This window comes from Actinomyces sp. HMSC08A09, from assembly GCF_001807465.1.
Taxonomy (GTDB): Bacteria; Actinomycetota; Actinomycetes; order Actinomycetales; family Actinomycetaceae; genus Actinomyces; species Actinomyces oris.
Genome location: NZ_KV789152.1, coordinates 1 through 16320 on the forward strand (window position 1 = coordinate 1; position 16320 = coordinate 16320).

Here is a 16320-nt window from a genome sequence, read left to right on the forward strand (position 1 = left end):
AGCACCACGTTCACGCCGATAACCCTACGCGGGCATCCTTCATGAGTCTCGTCGATTGCACCGCACCACGGCTTGCGCTATTCTACGGCTTGCGCTATTCTTACGAGCAGGGTTTACCTCTGCGGTTTCTCAGAATGGCCGTCAATGGCGACATGACAAGAGGAGCACTTCATGGCTTTACAACGATTTCACGTTGTCACCGGGCCGATAGTTGAAAGCGTGCTTTCACGCAATCGCCATGAGACCATCGATTGGATCCGAGAAGCTTATCTCCTTCACCATGACGGCAGAACTGTCGTCCCGGAGAGCGTATTCCTTCGACTCCCGGACTCTGCCGGGTCGCGGATCATCGGCCTTCCCGCCTACCGGATGGACAGCAACGCCGCTGCTGGGATCAAGTGGGTCTCAAGCTTCCCGTCCAATCTCAGCGCCGGCCTCCCACGCGCGAGCGCACTCATGGTCCTCAACGATCCGGAGACCGGATACCCCCTGTGCTGCCTGGAGGCCTCGCGGATCAATGCAGCGCGAACGGCGGCCTCAGCCGCGCTGGCCGCGCAGGAGCTCGGCTACTCCACCCAAGCGGCCGGCGGCCCCGTGATCGGAGTGGTCGGCGCGGGGGTCATCGCCCGGAGTATCTGCGAGGCCCTCACCCTGGCATCGATCGACCCGAGCTCCTTCCTCGTGCACGACCTCGATCATGCCTCCGCCGAGGCGCTGTGCGCCTTCCTGGGAGAGGGCCTGGGGCTCCCGGCACGGCCCTCCGCCGACCTGGACGAGGCGATCAACGCCGATATCGTGGTGCTGGCGACCACGGCGGGCGAGCCGTACATCAACCGAAGGTTCCGCCCGGGCCAGCTCGTCCTCAACATCTCGCTGCGAGACATCGGCCCGGACTCCATCCTCGCGGCCAGCAACATCGTGGACGACGTCGATCACTGTCTCCGGGAGAGGACCTCACCCCATCTCACCGAGCAGGCGGCGGGGAACCGGAACTTCATCACGGGGACCCTCGCCCAGGTACTCCGAGGCGAGATCGCGGTGCCGCACGACCGTCCCATCGTCTTCTCGCCCTTCGGCTTAGGAATCCTCGACCTCGTAGTCGCGACGAGGATCTTCGCCCAGGCCCTCGAGGCGGGGGAAGCCATTGAGATCCCGGACTTCTACGCGGGGGCCGGGCACCGGAAGGAGATGACCGCGTGACACACATCATCGAGGTGAGGGACCTCGTCAAGGAGTACAGCGGGACACCGGTCGTGGACGGCGTGTCCTTCGACGTTGAGCGCGGCTCACTGTTCGCGTTCCTCGGTCCCAATGGAGCGGGGAAGTCCACGACGATCTCCATGCTCACCACGCTCCTGAGGCCCACGGCCGGCACCGTGTCCTACATCCATTCGGATGGCGGGACGATGGACGTGGTAAGGAACAGGACGGATGTCAAGGACCGCTTGGGAGTCGTCTTCCAGGACTCTCTGCTCGACAGGGAACTGAGCGTGCGGACCAACCTCCTGGCGCGGGCACGCTTCTACGGGAGCGGCCGCTCGAATCTCGAGCGCCTCCAGGAGGTCCTCCAACTGACGGAGATCCTCGATCGCACCTACGGGACTCTCAGCGGCGGGCAGAGGCGCCGCGTGGACATCGCCCGCGCGCTCCTGGGGGACCCGGAAGTGCTCTTCCTCGATGAGCCTACGACGGGGCTCGATCCCCAGTCGCGCAACCTCGTGTGGAGCACCCTGCGGAAACTGCGCGGCGAGCTCGGCATCACGGTCTTCCTCACCACGCACTACATGGAGGAGGCCGATCCCGCTGACCAAGTCGTCCTCATCGACCACGGGCACATCATCGCCCAGGGCACGCCGAGCGCGCTGCGCCGTGATTACTCCAGGCATGTGCTCTCCTTCCCCCGGGGCGAGGAGATCGTCAAGGCCCTCTCGGCCGCGGGGCTGCGCGCGACGGAGCGCACGGAGCGGGTGCAGGCCCTGGTGGAGAATCCCCGCGACGCCGTCGACTTCATCGCCGCCCATCGCGGCATCATCGAGGACTTCGAGTTCGTGCAGGGGGATATGGATGATGTCTTCCTCGCGCTCACGGGCAAGGAACTAAGGGAGAACTGATGGCCACAACACACCGGGGATCTCGGCATTCCTCCACCATCGCCAAGATCATCACCCTGACAGGGCGCAACGTGCGCCTCTACTTCATCGATCGGACAAGCGTGTTCTTCTCCCTACTCGGGGCTGTCATCGCGATCCTCATCGTGACCCTGTTCATGAAGAACGACATCGTGAACACGATGACCACCAGCTACCAGGGCCTTGTCACCCGGGAGAGCGCATCGCGCCTCATGGACACCTGGCTGGTGGCCAGTGCCTGCGTCATCGCCAGCGCGACAACAGGCCTTGGCGCCATGCGCCAGTACGCCAGCGACCGGGAGTCCCAGCGATGGCGGGACTTCCTCGTCTCCCCTATCAGCCCCTGGGCTCTCACCCTCGGCTACATCGCGGCGGCATTCCTCGTCTCGGCGATCATGACCACCCTCATCTACGCCCTCGGCGTCCTCTACTGCCTGACAGGGGGATCCGAGGTCTCCACCAGCCACATCCTCCAGACCTGGGGATGGCTGATGCTCTGCAGCGGGTCTTTCACCGCGCTCATGGGATTTCTCGTGTCTCTACTGCGCACTCTCGCCGCGTTCACCGCCGTCTCAACCGTTATCGGCGTCGTCTTCGGGTTCTTCGCCGAGACCTACGTCCACGTCGGGGCGCTCTCCTCCACCGCGGCGAGCGTTCTAGGCTCGCTCCCGTTCGCGCAGGCCAGCGCACTCGTGCGCCACAGCTTCACCGCTGATGAGATCACTAACCTCGATCCGCGCGTTCACGAGGCGACTCGGGCCGACATGGGCATCGACCTTGCCGTCGGCGGTCACGACATCACGCGCGCGATGATCGTCCTCATCCTCGTCGCGATGCTCATGGTCTTCACCGCTCTCGCGGCCACGAACATCTCCCGCGCTGTCCGCCGCAGCTGACCCCCAGCCAATCCGTCGATTCCACCGCAACCCATGGAGAGAATCATGAGTAACACGACCGACTCGACCCGTACCTTGAAGACCGCTGCGACCGCGTGCCGCTGGATCGGCCTAGCGATGCTGGCCGCCACGATCATCATGGCGATCGCCCATGTCACCTCCTTTATGCCCTACCTCCCTGTCATCGTGATCGCGCTTGGGGCGATCGTCGGCGATGTGTTGGTGCGCTCGCGGATACGGGCGGCTGAAGGCAAGCACTGACCGGATCGACGGAGTGGGGGCCCATCATGGGGGCGCGCGACAACGGCGGCAAGGCGGAGCCGCAGGCACGAGACGAGGCTCGAAGGTGGGCCCTCGTCGGTGCCTACGAGCGCGGCAACATGGGCGACATCCTTCTCCTGCGCGCCCCCAAGCTTCTCCTTACCCGCCCTGGCAGGGAGCTCATCCGCGCCGCTCCTTTCGCCCCGGCTCCTGGAGCTCTGGCCCCGGAGGGCGTCGTGCGCTGGTCCGATGAGCTGTCGGCCAGGTCTGCCGAGGTGATGTGGACCATCGGCGGGGCCGTCGGAGCGGTCTCCCCACAGCGTGCGGAGCATATCCGTAACTCCTCGTGCCTGGTGCGGCTACCAGTCGGCGCCGCCCAGAATGCGCGGTCAGCTGCTCGCGGACCTCCTCGGCGCGCATCCGGCCGAGCACACTCTCGCCTACATCCTCGTGCCGGACGCCTTCCCCCACAGGGCGGGGACCGTGCGCGTCATGAACTCCGCGGATCTCACAACGCTAGGACTTCCCCCACCCCGATCCGCCCGCAGGATTCTGGAGGGTCTCAAGCGTATCCCCTTGCTCTCGGCCAGGGACTCGGACTCGCAAGCGCTGTGCCTGGAGCACGGGATCACGGCTGAGCTCGCACCGGATGTCGTCCACACCCTGCTGGACAAGGTTGGCGACCTACCCGCCTCCCCGAACCCTCCCCGTGCTGATGCAAGTCTCGGACGCCTACCTCGCGCAGGTCGGCGCCGGCGCGATTCTCGATCCCCTGACCTCCTCAGGCGCAGTGGCTCGGAGGGGCGTGACGATCATGTGCACGGGCACTGCGTCCGGGAACGATTTCCTTCGATAAAGCCGAGGAACTCGCGGCGGGGCTCGCTGGACGCGGGATCGGGGCGACGGTTGCGCGGGAGCGCGCCCCCGAGGCGCTCCTGCGAGTGATCGCCGGATCGATGGCTGTCGTCGCCACGTCCCTGCACGCGCGGATTATCGCGTGCTCCCACGCAGTACCACGGGTGAGTCTTCCCGTGGCGAAGGTGACGAGCTACGCGCGGAGCTGGGATGCCGAGATGCCCTTCGACGTCGCCGCGCCCGATCTCGGCGAGGCGCTTGACTCCACTCTCGCCACTAGCACCGCCGTTCAGGAAGATCTGGCACGACATCTAGCGGACACCGCGGAGCGCCAGGGACTTACGCCCGCCCGGCGCGCGGAAGAGATGTCGCAGAATGGATGACTCATCCACCGCCTCCCCCGCGAGAGCCCTCTCACAGATCCATCCAACGAAGGAAAGGTCCAGCCCCATGAACGACAACCCTCCCGGGCCCGCGACTGACCGCTTCGCGTGGTTCCCTGGTCAAGGAGTGCAGCGCCGAGGAATGGGAATGAGGCTGCTCGCGAAGGATCCATACGTCGCTGATCTCTTCAAGCAGGCCTCCGAGGCACTCGGCTTCGATCTGCCCGCCCTCATCACCGACAGCACTGAGGAGAAACTCGCCCGCACCGAGAACGCGCAACCCGCGATCGTCGCCTCCAGCGCCGCGGGCTATCTCGCTTGGGCCCGGCAGTCGGATAAGGAGGACCTGCCCCAGTGGTTCGCGGGACATTCCATCGGCGCCCTTTCAGCCGCCATCGCCTGTGGTCTCCTCCCCTTCGGTCAGGGCGTGCGCCTGGCCCGTCGTCGAGGGGAGCTCATGGGCTCCACCCCAGGGCAGGGCGGCATGCTCGCAGTATCCATCACGACGCCCGAGGCGCGGGAACGGGCGCTCGAGATCGCCAGCGCCCACAGATTGGAGGTGGCAGCGTTCAATGGGCCCCGCCAGATCGTCCTGTCAGGACCGGAGGACGGGCTGCGACAAGCGGTGGATACGATCGGCCGCCGCGGCACTCGTCTGAATGTCTCTCACGCCTTCCACTCACGGATGATGCAACCCGCTCAGGAGGCCTGGGACCAGGAGATCGCCGCAACAGCGCTGGATGAGTCGGTATTCGCAGCAGGTGTGCGCCCTTATTTCGGCTGCTGCTCCGCCATCTTCGCCGAGGACTGCGAGGGCGTCCGAGAGGACCTTCGCATGGCACTGACCAAACCCGTGCGCTGGGACGCCGTGATCCAGGAGGCTTCGCATTGCACGAGCGGCTACATCTTCGGCGATGGCCGGATCCTCGCGCGCATGTGGCGTGATCGACCGAGGCATCTACGCATCGCTGTCATTAACGACAGCCACGAGGAGGTCCTGTGAGCACCACACACCCATCAGTTGAGGATTCCCACCAGAGGGGAGTGCCCTCGTCCGGCGCGCTAATCGTCGGTGGATCACGCGGCATCGGCCGTGCGTGCGCCCTCAAGCTCGCCGAAGCCGGATACGACATCGTCATCTCGTACCGCAGTCGTGCCGATGACGCCACCGGCGTGATCGCCGATGTCGAGTACATGGGACGGCGCGGTCTCGCGGTGCGATCCGACATATCTGACGAGAAGCAGGTCCGCAACCTCTTCCGAGAGTCCGTCGGATTCCTCGATATGCTCTCGAGTGTCATCATCAACGCCGGTGTCACCAAGGACGGGCTCATCGGGACGATGTCCTTCGAGTCATGGCACAAAGTCCTGCGGACCAACCTTGACGGAGCATTTCTGTGCTGTCGCGAGTCTGTCAAGCGCATGAGGAGGACCGGTGGCTCCATCGTGCTCATGAGTTCGATCTCCGGCTCGCATGCGAGCGCGGGGCAGACCAACTACTCCGCGAGCAAGGGCGGGATCAACGCGCTCACCCGCACACTCGCCAAGGAGGCCGCCAGCCTCGGAATACGCGTGAACGCCGTCGCACCGGGATTCACCGAGACCGAGATGGTCCGCCGCATGGACCCCAAGGCGCGCAGCGAGCTGACCTCGAAGATCCCAATGCAGCGCATGGCGACCCCCTTGGAGATCGCCAACACGGTGCGCTTCCTGGCGGGGAGCGAGGCGAGCTACATCACGGGCCAGGTCCTGACCCTCGACGGCGGTCTCACCCTCTGACTTATCCAATCAACTCCAGTGCTTCGAAACCCCATAGAACGGAGAGAACCATGAACACCCAGGAGCTCCGAGAGATCGCTCAGGCCCGTACCGACCTCAATGCGCGGATCAAGGAGATGCTCGTCAACGAGTTGGATCTGCCCATCGAGCCTGGGCAGATCGATTCCGATCAGCCTCTGTTCGGGAGGGGACTGGAACTGGACTCCCTCGACACGCTCGAGATCGTCTCGGCGATCGAGGAGACCTTCGCCGTCTACCTCACCGATGACAACCAGCATATCTTCGGCTCGGTGAACAAGCTGGCTGACAAGATCGAAGCCCAGTCGTGAGTGCGGAGCCACAGCCCACGAGCGCGGCGGCCGTGGGCGCTGAGGAGAAGCCCCCGGAGGCCCTTCCCGCAGCTTTCCGCCGGATGCCGGTCGAGGCCTCGGATCTCATGAAGGTGCTGCCGCACCGTCATCCCTTCGTCTTCCTCGACCGGCTCATCGAGCTGGATCCGGGCAGGAGAGCGGTCGGGATCAAGAATGTCAGCGTCTCAGACCCAGTCTTCGCGGGGCACTTCCCCGGCGAGCCCATCTTCCCAGGGATCTTCCTCGTTGAGGTCGCGAGCCATGTGGCTGGTCTCGTCATGGTGGGCACACCCAAGCATTCGCTGACGCGCGGATACATGGCCCGCATTAAGTCGTTCAAGTTCATCCGCCTGGTACGGCCAGGCGATCAACTGCGCATCGAGGCGCGGCTCAAAACGCTCGTGGGCGCGCTCGGCGACTTCGTCGTCAGCATCACGGTCAACAAGACCGAGGTCGCCTCGGGTCAGATCGCGGTCATGTTCTCCACCGAGGAGGCAGTCCCGTGACGATCCTGTACCACCCATTTAATTCCGAGAAGGATTCGGAGGCGGTCGCCCGCTTCTTCACCCGCCTGGGGTACGGATCGGCCGGACGCGCGGGCGTCCCCCTGGATGCCACCGGTCTTCGACGCTCCCTAACGGAGAGTGGCCTGCGCTACGCCTGCGTGGCCCAGGACGGCGGGCGTGTGGTCGGCACCATCATGCTGCTTGAGCGCGCGGACGGATTCGCCGCAGGGCCCGGCGAGCTCTTCGGCGACCATTACCTGGTGGACCCCCTGCACCGCAATAGCCTCGTCTCGGGCCGCCTGCTCACCGCGATGTTCCAGTACCTCATCGCAGCGGAGGTGGGAACGGTGCGGCTGAGGGTCGACCCGGCGAACGAGGTAGCGCGGCGTCTCTACGCCCAGGCGGGATTCCGGGCCGTTGGTCCTCCGATCTCCAACGGTGATGGTTTCGTCGAGATGGTCAATCATCTCCCCGGTGTCCTCCATCTCCTGGGCGAGGAGGAAGGGATCACTGACACTCATGAGGCCCCCCCGGAGATCCTCAAGCATTTCATGCGGCGCATCCGCCACAGCGGAGATCGCGGAGGCGTAGATACCCACACCGACGGAACGAGGACCATCACTTTCGACTTCGACCTCCACCAGCGTTCTTTCCACCTCGTCCTGGATGCCCATTCGGGAAGGCTCATCGCGCTAAACGTTGATGGCAGTCCCCGGGAGGATCTCGTCGCCTGGGCGAAAGGGGCTGGCGCACCGGCTGCGCCCGGGCCCGCAGAGCCTTCCGCCCCCCGTTCCATCGGGCGTTTCTCCGCGCGCATCGATGAGCGCGGCTCCCTGGTGGTCGAGCATCCCGATCACGCCGGTCCCGTCCTCGTGGATCCCTTCCCAGACGGGCACGGCCTCCAGATCGCCCCGTTCCGACCTCCACTTCTCCCGTTGTCCACCGAGGAGACACCGCAGGGCTGGATCCAGACCTGCGAGCAGGGCGGGGTGCACGTGATCCGGAGAATCGCGCTGACGGCCTCCGGGATCGATATTGACTCCGCCTCCCAAGGGGGAGGACCACGAGGACTGGTCATGCAGCCTTTGTGCCTCCTGCGCACCACCGAACTGGCCATCACCGATGAGCGGCGCGAGCGCGAGGGTCACCTGCGCCGCGGCGCATGGCCGCTCCACCTCAGCGGCTTCGAGGCCGCGCTCGACCCGCAAGAGGCGGTGAGCGCCGACGGCGCCCGCCACACGTATACGGACCGCGCCCATGGCATCACGACCTCACTGTCGTGGAAGGGCAGCGGACTCCTGCGCCCGTACGGCGCCTGCCTGGCCGACGACAAGATGAGTGTCAGGATCGAACTCGGTGAGATCCCGGCAGTCAATCCCCACCCGGATCCTCCGGCGCGTGTCCGTTCCACCGCTCCGCTTGCCTGGGTCGCCTCTGGTGAGCAGTCCTACGCGTGTGCGGGCCAAGCCAACTCGCGGATCCTGGTTCGAGATGGTGGGGTCGTTCAGTGGCGGGTGGCGGGGCGCGTGGTCGCTAGCAGTATCGGCGGCGGTGGTCGGCGCTCCCGTGTGGCAGCGCAGCCCTGCCTCTGGCCAGCGCTCTCGGAGTTCCCCCGCTACGACCTCCAGTACGGCGAAGGCCTTGCCCCACATGGCGGGATCCCCTTCCTCCCCGAAGCAGATCCCTCAGCGCATCCTGCACTCGGATCGTGGACGCTCGAGGCGAGCGAGGACCTGAGCCTCCTGGTACCACAACTGCGAGCACCCGCTGGAGAGGGCGAGGCGGTCGTGAACCTGCGTCTGCCCATCGATCCTCAAGGGATCGCGATGGCGGACAGCGACGGTGATCTCGTCGTCCACCATCACGACGGGATGGAATGGTCGGCATGGACGTCGGTGGCGCGGATCCCCCTAGGGGCAAAACGCTACCTGCGGATCGAGCCGCTCGAGGCGGCGCGCCCCGTGATCCTCGTGCGAGCGCGCCTCAAGAGCTGGGTCCTGTCCCTCTATTCTCAGCGCAGCGCCTCCGCGACGAGCCTGTCCCACTGGAGCTTGGCCCTCGAGGAGTCCGCCGCTGAGTTCTCGGGCGCTGAGGCCCAGGACCACTCCGGAGACCAGACGGGTGGGAGCGCCTGATGTCCACGCAGGCCGCGATGTTCCTATGCCCGTCGAAGTTCTCGATCGGCGAGTTGCACAACGCGCTGGTGGCCGGGCGAGATCTTCTGGCTGGCGGATGGCGCGTCCAGTGCATGGTGAGCCGCAGGAATCTGGACTACGCCAAGTCGAGCGAGACGGACGCGGAACTCCTCTCCGAGAGTGGGAAGGACGCAGAAGCGGTTCTCCATCGCGTCCGGGCCATCGCGCCCGATCTCCTGGTGCTGGCCGACCACCACATCTGGGCGCTCGAGCCCACTGCTGCGAGTATCCGTGAACTGCTCGAGCTGGGCTTCCCAAGCCTCGCTGCGGACTCGCTGTGCCTGGGGCCCGGCGCCCGCTCTCTCGAGCTCGCGATCGCTCATCATCCAGGGCGCCGAACGCATACGCCGATGATTCCCGTCAACCGTCGATCTGCCTGCTCTGCCCGAGGGTCTCCCCATCATCCGAGCGGTGCCGGTTGCTGGCCCGCGCAAGGAAGGGGCGTTCGCGAAGTATGCCTCGGGAGCGCGCCCCACGCGCTCGAAGAACCAGGTCCGGCAGCGGCTCGGATTCGAGCGAGGCCGGCACCTGCTCGTGCTCGCGCGCTCCGCGTGGACGGCAGCCACCCACGCCCAACTCGCCCGTGGACGATCTCGTGGCCGCGATCGCGCGGAGCGGCCCCGAAGACCTACTACCAGTACATGGATGACTGGTTCTCCGGCATCCTGGACCTGGTCGACGAGCCTATCGCCATCGTGGGCATCCAGGGCACCTCACGGGTCGAGGCCAGTACCAGCAGAACGCAGTTCGTCTCGACGGGACTGCTCGACGTCGACGAGTTCGACTCGCTCCAAGCCGCTGCGGATCTCTACGTGTCTGACAATCTGACCTCGGGCGTCATGGCCCAGGCCGCTCCCCTCGGAACCTCTGTCCTCGCAATGCTGAACACGACGGGCGCGAGTCCAGAGGCATTCCCGAGCTCCGCACCCGCCCAACAGGAGAGGAGGAAGGAGGGGGCATCGAAGGAATGGGCCTCCTAGGGGCAGCGCAGTACCAACCACCACAAACCAAGTCCCAACAGAACCCGGATAAGGAGCAGTCATGACCGCATTCGACGAGTATCAATCCCTGCGCACCACCTTCGCCGTCTATCCCCGGGGCCGCGCTGTGGCGCGTGTATCGGGCCCTGAGCGCGAGGGCTTCCTCTCCGGCCTCCTCGCGCGGACCGTTGAGTTCAGTGGCCCCGGCACACTGCTGGAGAGCCTTGTCCTCGATGAAGAGGGCCGCCCTATTGACCAGGTCCTCGTGCTCGTCGAGGACGATGATCTCCTCGTGCTCAGCGACGACCCGGCGCGATTCCTCGATTCCCTCGCCACTGAGGCGGACTCCGCGGGCAACGTGACGGTGGAGATCCTCCCCGGCGCGACGAGCCTGGCAGTTGAGGGCCCTGCGGCATGGCGGGCTGTCGCGGCCCTCGTCAACGGGGAGATCGCGACGCTCGCGCTCGGCGAGTTCGTTCCCGTCCACATCGACGGCGTCTTGGAGGACGGGAAACTCGCGCGCACGGGGACCACCGGGGAGTACGGCTACGTGCTGACCGGTCGCTGCGACGCCGATCAGTTGCGCGCCTACCTGCTCGGGGCAGTCAAGAACGCCGTCGGCGTCGAGATCGGCCGCGAGGCACTGCTTCGGGCCAGCTTCGAGGTCGCGCACCCGATGTTCCCCGAGCTCTTCGCTGGTGGCCTTGGGATAGCCGAGGCCGGCGCGCAGTGGCTGACAGGCCTCGATCGCGAGGACGACTACCGCGGTCGCGTCGATTCCCCCCAGGAGCGTACGGCTGGCATCGTCGCCGTTCGCAGCGAGGCCGGTCATGTGCCAGCCGCGGGGACCGAGGTGACGGCCGCGGGCGAGCCGGTGGGGACCATCCACTGGGCATCCCGGCTCGAGGGCGCCGAGGATAGCTTCGGACTAGCCCTCCTCGAGGTCCCGTGGTGCGTGCCCGGCTTGGAACTTGAGGCTGGCGGGGTGAGTCTGCGCACCGTTTCCCGCCCCGCCGTCGATCCCCGGTCCTGGACGGAGCCAATCGGATGAGCGCCTCGCCAGAAGACATCGTCATTACCGGGATCGGCCTCCTCACCGCCGTCGGCGGAGATGTCGAGGAGAGCTGGAGCAACATCCTCGCAGGCCATTGCGGAATCCGCCAGACTACCATCGTACCAATCGACCGAGAGGTCAAGGTAGCTGGCCAACTGAGCATCCGGCTGGACGACGACGGTCTCGTGACAGCGGATGCACTATCCGAACCTCCTGGGCAGGACCGCTGCATCGAGATCGCGCGCCGGGCCGCGCAGGAGGCACTGGCCCACGCCGGTCTACTCGACAGCGGCGCCTACGATCCTGAACGCCTCGGCATCGTGCTGGGCTCCTCGTTGGGAGGTCAGCGACTCGGGGAGCGCTTCCACCGGCAGTGGGTCGCGAGCGGACTGGCATCCGCCGATGGCCATCTCCTCATCGACTACCCCATCGACGCGGTTCTCGATGATCTCGCCCGCCGGCACAACCTTCGCGGTCCGCGCTGCGTGCAGTCCAACGCGTGCGCGGCCGGCGCCGTCGCGATCGCCCTCGCCCTCGAGCTCCTGCGCGATAACCGCGCCGATGCCGTCCTCACCGGTGGTGTCGATCCGCTCGCGTACCTGTCCTTCGGAGGTTTCCAGGACCTGGGCGCGCTCGATCCCCTCGGATGCGCGCCGTACTCGCGCAGCACCGGCACCACTCTCGGGGAGGGGGCGGGCTGCCTCGTGCTCGAGCGCAGGGGGGCCGCAGAGGAGCGCGGCGCGCGCCCTCTCGCGGTCGTCGCCGGTTTCGGCCTCAGCGCGGACGCCTATCACCCCACCGCTCCGGATCCGAAGGGAGTGGGCGCGAGGGCCGCCATGGCGCGCGCGTTGGAGATGGCCGGTGTCAGCACTGGCGACGTCGACTATATCAACGGCCATGGCACGGGGACACCGTCCAATGACGTCACTGAGCCGCGCGCCATCAAGGACCTCTTCGGTCCGACGCCGCCGCCGGTGAGCTCGACCAAATCGATCACTGGTCACACACTGGGCGCCGCAGGGGCCGTGGAGGCGGTTGTCTCCGCTCTCGCGATCAGGGACGGGAAGCTCCCGCCAACAGTGATCCCCCCGGGCGCTGAGACAATCCCCGGTCTGGACGTCGTGCCCGATCAAGCGCGGGACGCCGATGTGCGGGTCGTGGTCTCGAACTCCTTCGCCTTCGGGGGGAACAATGCCTCCCTCGTGCTCGCAGCGCCTGGAATAAGGCACGAGCAATCGCCCCTCTCTTCACGGCAGGTCGTTATCACGGGGATCGGCGCCCTTGCGGGGGACGCAAAGAATGCGACGGATCTGGCCTCGCACTTCCGCGAGCGCAAGCGCGCCTATGGTGGCACGTTCGTCGATCTCGAGGGCCGGGGGCTGTTCCCCACCGCTGAGATCCCCCCGGCGAACCATCGCCAGGGGATCAACCCCCGCCTCTATCGCAAGATGGACAATCTCCCCCGCCGAGCCGCCGTCGCCGCCTCACAGGTGCTCAATGCGCGAGCACTGAGCAGCGCGGAACGCTCAGGCACTGGAGTGATCTGTGCGACGAGCGGGCCGATCGACTCAATCGAGACCTTCGAGCGGGCATTGATCGAGTCAGGCACCGGTAGCGCTCGGGACTTCCCGAACACCGTCATGAACGCCGCCGCCGGATACGTGGGACTGTTGAACGGGCTTCGCGGCCCCACCGCCACCCATTACGGCAGGGGCCCGGCATCCGTGACAGCGCTGTACTTCGCCCAGCGCCTCATCGCCACGGGTCACGCCGATCGGATCATCGTGCTCTCCACGGATGAGACGCCGGCGTCAATGGTCGCGGGGTACGCCTGGATACCGGGGTACATGTCACGCGACGATTGCCGGCCGTTCGAGGGATCGGGACGCCTCCTCGGAGGCGCCGGAGTGGCGATCCTGCTCGAGGCGGCGGAGCTTGTTCCGTCCGACGCCGCTGTGCTGGGTCGCATCCGCGGCTTCGGGATGACGGGGGGCTCCGCCCGTAACGGTCGGATGGACACCGACGGCGCGCCATGGGCGCGCTCCTTCGAACTCGCGCTGGCGGAGGCAGGAGTCGGTGCGGATGACGTGGATCTCCTGGTCTCCGACGCATGCGGTGTTCCAGGCATCGACGATGTCGAGACCCGCGCCCGGACGCTGGCGGGGCTGGAGCGGACGGAGCTCTTCGCCCCCAAGGCCTTCGTCGGGGACACGCGAACATCAGCCCCCATGATCGGGCTTGTGCACGGCCTGACAGCTGGCGCTGATGCCGGGAGCACCTTCCTGGTCTCGTCCAGCGACAGCGGTGGGACGTATGGAAGCCTCCTCGTCGAGGTCGGCCCGGGTGCCCGGGTCTGAGCGATCCGGCGAGGTTCTCCTCGCAGCCGGGGTCTCGCGATCGCCGCGCGATGCGCTCGGCCGGGCCGCCTCGCCGTCCGGCCGAGCGCTTATCGCCGCTGTCGCCGCGCGAGTGGTGACCTGCGAGGGCGGGGTCGCCTGCCTGCCTCGCACCCAGGCGGACCATCGCCACCGGTGCGGAACCTGCGGGCGCTGGTGGTCGGCCTCGCATGTCGGCAACCGCTGGGTGGTGGCCTCGTCGAGGCGGCCACTGGGCATTGATCTGGAGGATGACCGACGGCGACCACGCGCATGGGCGGTCGCCTCGCGCTGGTGCGGCGTCCCGGTCACAGGCCCCAGCGGCTGGACCCAGGCGGAAGCCCTGTGGAAGGCCACTGGGAAGGGGCTACGGACTCCGCGCGATGGTGAGATCCTGATCCCAAAAGAGCCGGGCCACGGATGGCTTCCCAGTCGAGACGCGCTCTGGACGATCCGCACGGTGGCTCGACGGGGATTCACCTGCTCTCTAGCGCTCCAGCGGGACCATGCTCGCGAGGGCGCCTCAGCGGATGGTGATCAGTGCCCTCCGGAGGTCATCGTCCTGCGCGGCGGCGATGCCGAGGGAGAGGCCCTTCTCGCTCTTTTCGGGCGCGGCACCGGACCGGCCAAGGGAGGATCGATCCCTCCGCGTTAACCGCTGTCCCGCATCGACGGGGCCGGGCCTGGCGCGAGCGCGAGCTCGCGCATCCTCCCAGGCTCGACTCCCAGCCGCTCGCGCACCCAGTCATCGTCGTACACCGTGTCGAGGTAGGACGTGCCGCCGTCGTGGAAGAGCAGCACGACCTTGCTCCCAGGCTCCAAGGAGGACTCTCTTTGGAGGAATGCCTGTGCCACCGCCCCGGACGACCCACCCAGAAGGAGCCCCTCCAGCAGTGCGAGGCGCCAGCAGCCCGCCACGGTCTGGGTATCGTCGACACGGATGACCCCGTCGAGGCGCAGATCCTTCGCGAGCGGCGGCTCAACGCCCGCACCGAAGCCGGGGATCAACCGACGCCCCGGTTGGCCTCCAAAGAGCACACTGCCCATGGCATCGACAGCAGTGAGACGGGTGGAGAGGCCGTGCTCGGCGCAGTAGCCCGCGCAACCGCTGATGGTCCCGGTGGTGCTCGTAGCCACGAAGAGCTCGTCGACGTCCCCGTCCAGCGCGTCGGCGATCTCCGCCATCGTCCCCTCGCGGTGGGCACGGGGATTCGCGGGATTCTCGTACTGGTTGAGGTTCACGGCGCCGGGGACCTCCGCGAGGATCTGGGCCACCCTGCGGCGCCGCGTGGCCAGGAGATCGCCAAGATCGGGATCGGGCTCCCAGATGACCTCAACCTGCGCGCCATAGGCCTTCATCGCTGTCACAGCGGATCGGTTCGTCCGCGCGTCCACGATGCACAGGAAGCGCACTCCTTCGAGGCGGCACGCACGGGCGAGTGCGATGCCCAGGTTGCCAGAACTCGATTCCACGACCAGGGATCCCTCGCGCACACGGCCGGAGGCCATCGCGTCTCGGAGCAAGGAGCGAGCCGTACGGTCCTTGGCGCTGCCAGCGGGGTTGAAGAGCTCGAGCTTGCCGTATACCTCAAGGTCATCACGGGTCCCGAGGTTCCACAACCGGAGCAGAGGGGTGGCCCCGATGAAGTCCGACATGTCCTGAATCGGCGGGGGGATCAGCCGTGGGTATTGGGGGGACACTGTTCTCTCCTATCCGGCGAAGGGCGAGCGATCCGGGGGTTCCACCCCTGGATCCGGAGTTTTCTCCCTCGGGCTGTCAGGCGCGCGAGCGGAGCGCATGGGTGAGCTCATCCGGCTGATGAGCGTCCTCTGGATGTACATGGGGATAAGGCCCGCCAGGACGATCACGACGATCTGGGCCACGACATCCCTCGTGCCTGTAAGAACCATTCCCAGGATGACAAGCCCACTGGCGGAGAACGTGATCATCCAGATGGAGGTGAGCAGCCGCTTGAAGCGGACAAATGGCTGACTCTCACCCACCTCTTTCGGCACGCTCCTGCGCGCGATAGGGGGAGTAAAGGGAACCTCTCCCAGGAGAAGGAAGAGTAGGACCACCACTCCTTGGAACAGCTGGACGCCTGCCACCATGTGATAGAGAGTGCTCGAGTTCGGGCAAGAAGATTCAATACGGTGAACCCTGCGAAATAGACGAGTGTAGCCCCACCAAGAATCATTTCAGAAGGGCGGTACCCTGACCTCAGGGAGCCGATGATGATGACGAGGAGCGCTCCGGCAGCCGCGAGCATCGCCACCCCAGCGGGGCTGATCAACGCGTGTCCGATGCCGAACAGGATCCAGGGAAGTAGGCGCGTCAGGACCTCCACGAGACCTCCAAAGGACAAGTACGAGACCCTCAGGCCTCGTGCAGCAGATTCATAGCGAGAATGTGCGCGGCCGATGACGGACGGCTTCCACGCCGCACCGATGCATCGGGTTTACTGACCTCACCAAGTGTAGCCATAGAGCCCCGAGCCCGTGAAGACACCGACGAGACTCATGAAGGGCGTAGGGTTATCGGCGTGAACGTGGTGCT

At 66.3% G+C, this 16320-nt stretch carries 16 protein-coding genes; 14 read left to right on the forward strand and 2 right to left on the reverse strand.

Translation table 11 applies throughout. The annotated features are described in order from the left end of the window. From HMPREF3165_RS13535 to HMPREF3165_RS11375, 14 genes are all read left to right on the forward strand, one after another. Positions 1 to 215, forward strand: a 215-nt coding sequence (locus HMPREF3165_RS13535; RefSeq protein WP_218079056.1) for a hypothetical protein, incomplete at its 5' end; no start/stop codon positions are given. Then, on the forward strand, positions 172 to 1200 hold the full coding sequence (gene sbnB / locus HMPREF3165_RS11310) for a 2,3-diaminopropionate biosynthesis protein SbnB (RefSeq protein WP_070513614.1): 1029 nt from the start codon (positions 172 to 174) through the stop codon (positions 1198 to 1200). The genes HMPREF3165_RS13535 and sbnB, both read left to right, overlap by 44 nt. Further along, complete coding sequence (locus HMPREF3165_RS11315; RefSeq protein ID WP_070513617.1) at positions 1197 to 2111, forward strand: ABC transporter ATP-binding protein; 915 nt, start codon at positions 1197 to 1199, stop codon at positions 2109 to 2111. The genes sbnB and HMPREF3165_RS11315 overlap by 4 nt, the downstream gene beginning before the upstream one ends. After that, positions 2111 to 3025 (forward strand): ABC transporter permease, encoded by a 915-nt coding sequence (locus tag HMPREF3165_RS11320; protein WP_070513620.1) that lies wholly within the window; start codon positions 2111 to 2113, stop codon positions 3023 to 3025. Before HMPREF3165_RS11315 ends, HMPREF3165_RS11320 begins: the two co-directional genes overlap by 1 nt. Before the next feature lie 45 nt (positions 3026 to 3070). Next, positions 3071 to 3286 (forward strand): hypothetical protein, encoded by a 216-nt coding sequence (locus tag HMPREF3165_RS11325; protein WP_020991479.1) that lies wholly within the window; start codon positions 3071 to 3073, stop codon positions 3284 to 3286. Positions 3287 to 4305: 1019 nt separating this feature from the next. After that, positions 4306 to 4524, forward strand: coding sequence for a hypothetical protein (locus HMPREF3165_RS13540; RefSeq protein ID WP_218079055.1), 219 nt, complete (start codon positions 4306 to 4308; stop codon positions 4522 to 4524). Positions 4525 to 4591: 67 nt separating this feature from the next. Beyond that, on the forward strand, positions 4592 to 5527 hold the full coding sequence (locus HMPREF3165_RS11335) for an ACP S-malonyltransferase (RefSeq protein WP_070513625.1): 936 nt from the start codon (positions 4592 to 4594) through the stop codon (positions 5525 to 5527). Then, positions 5524 to 6303 (forward strand): SDR family oxidoreductase, encoded by a 780-nt coding sequence (locus tag HMPREF3165_RS11340; RefSeq protein ID WP_070513628.1) that lies wholly within the window; start codon positions 5524 to 5526, stop codon positions 6301 to 6303. Before HMPREF3165_RS11335 ends, HMPREF3165_RS11340 begins: the two co-directional genes overlap by 4 nt. Positions 6304 to 6353: 50 nt before the next feature. Then, positions 6354 to 6632: a phosphopantetheine-binding protein gene (locus HMPREF3165_RS11345; protein WP_004564758.1), complete on the forward strand. Its 279-nt coding sequence runs from the start codon at positions 6354 to 6356 to the stop codon at positions 6630 to 6632. Between the two features lie 32 nt (positions 6633 to 6664). Then, positions 6665 to 7159, forward strand: coding sequence for a 3-hydroxyacyl-ACP dehydratase FabZ (fabZ, locus tag HMPREF3165_RS11350; protein WP_004564757.1), 495 nt, complete (start codon positions 6665 to 6667; stop codon positions 7157 to 7159). After that, positions 7156 to 9294, forward strand: coding sequence for a GNAT family N-acetyltransferase (locus HMPREF3165_RS11355; protein WP_070513631.1), 2139 nt, complete (start codon positions 7156 to 7158; stop codon positions 9292 to 9294). Before fabZ ends, HMPREF3165_RS11355 begins: the two co-directional genes overlap by 4 nt. A 410-nt stretch (positions 9295 to 9704) precedes the next feature. Beyond that, positions 9705 to 10334: a DUF6365 family protein gene (locus tag HMPREF3165_RS13950; protein ID WP_256275302.1), complete on the forward strand. Its 630-nt coding sequence runs from the start codon at positions 9705 to 9707 to the stop codon at positions 10332 to 10334. Positions 10335 to 10395: 61 nt separating this feature from the next. Further along, positions 10396 to 11385 (forward strand): aminomethyltransferase, encoded by a 990-nt coding sequence (locus tag HMPREF3165_RS11370; RefSeq protein WP_004564754.1) that lies wholly within the window; start codon positions 10396 to 10398, stop codon positions 11383 to 11385. Further along, entirely contained in the window at positions 11382 to 13745 is a 2364-nt protein-coding gene (locus HMPREF3165_RS11375; RefSeq protein ID WP_070513638.1) for a beta-ketoacyl synthase N-terminal-like domain-containing protein, read from the forward strand. Before HMPREF3165_RS11370 ends, HMPREF3165_RS11375 begins: the two co-directional genes overlap by 4 nt. Before the next feature lie 669 nt (positions 13746 to 14414). Here the strand turns inward: HMPREF3165_RS11375 and sbnA are convergent. After that, entirely contained in the window at positions 14415 to 15419 is a 1005-nt protein-coding gene (sbnA, locus tag HMPREF3165_RS11380) for a 2,3-diaminopropionate biosynthesis protein SbnA (RefSeq protein WP_051349157.1), read from the reverse strand. Between the two features lie 54 nt (positions 15420 to 15473). Beyond that, on the reverse strand, positions 15474 to 15875 hold the full coding sequence (locus tag HMPREF3165_RS11385; protein ID WP_070513641.1) for a hypothetical protein: 402 nt from the start codon (positions 15873 to 15875) through the stop codon (positions 15474 to 15476). Between the last annotated feature and the right edge of the window lie 445 nt (positions 15876 to 16320).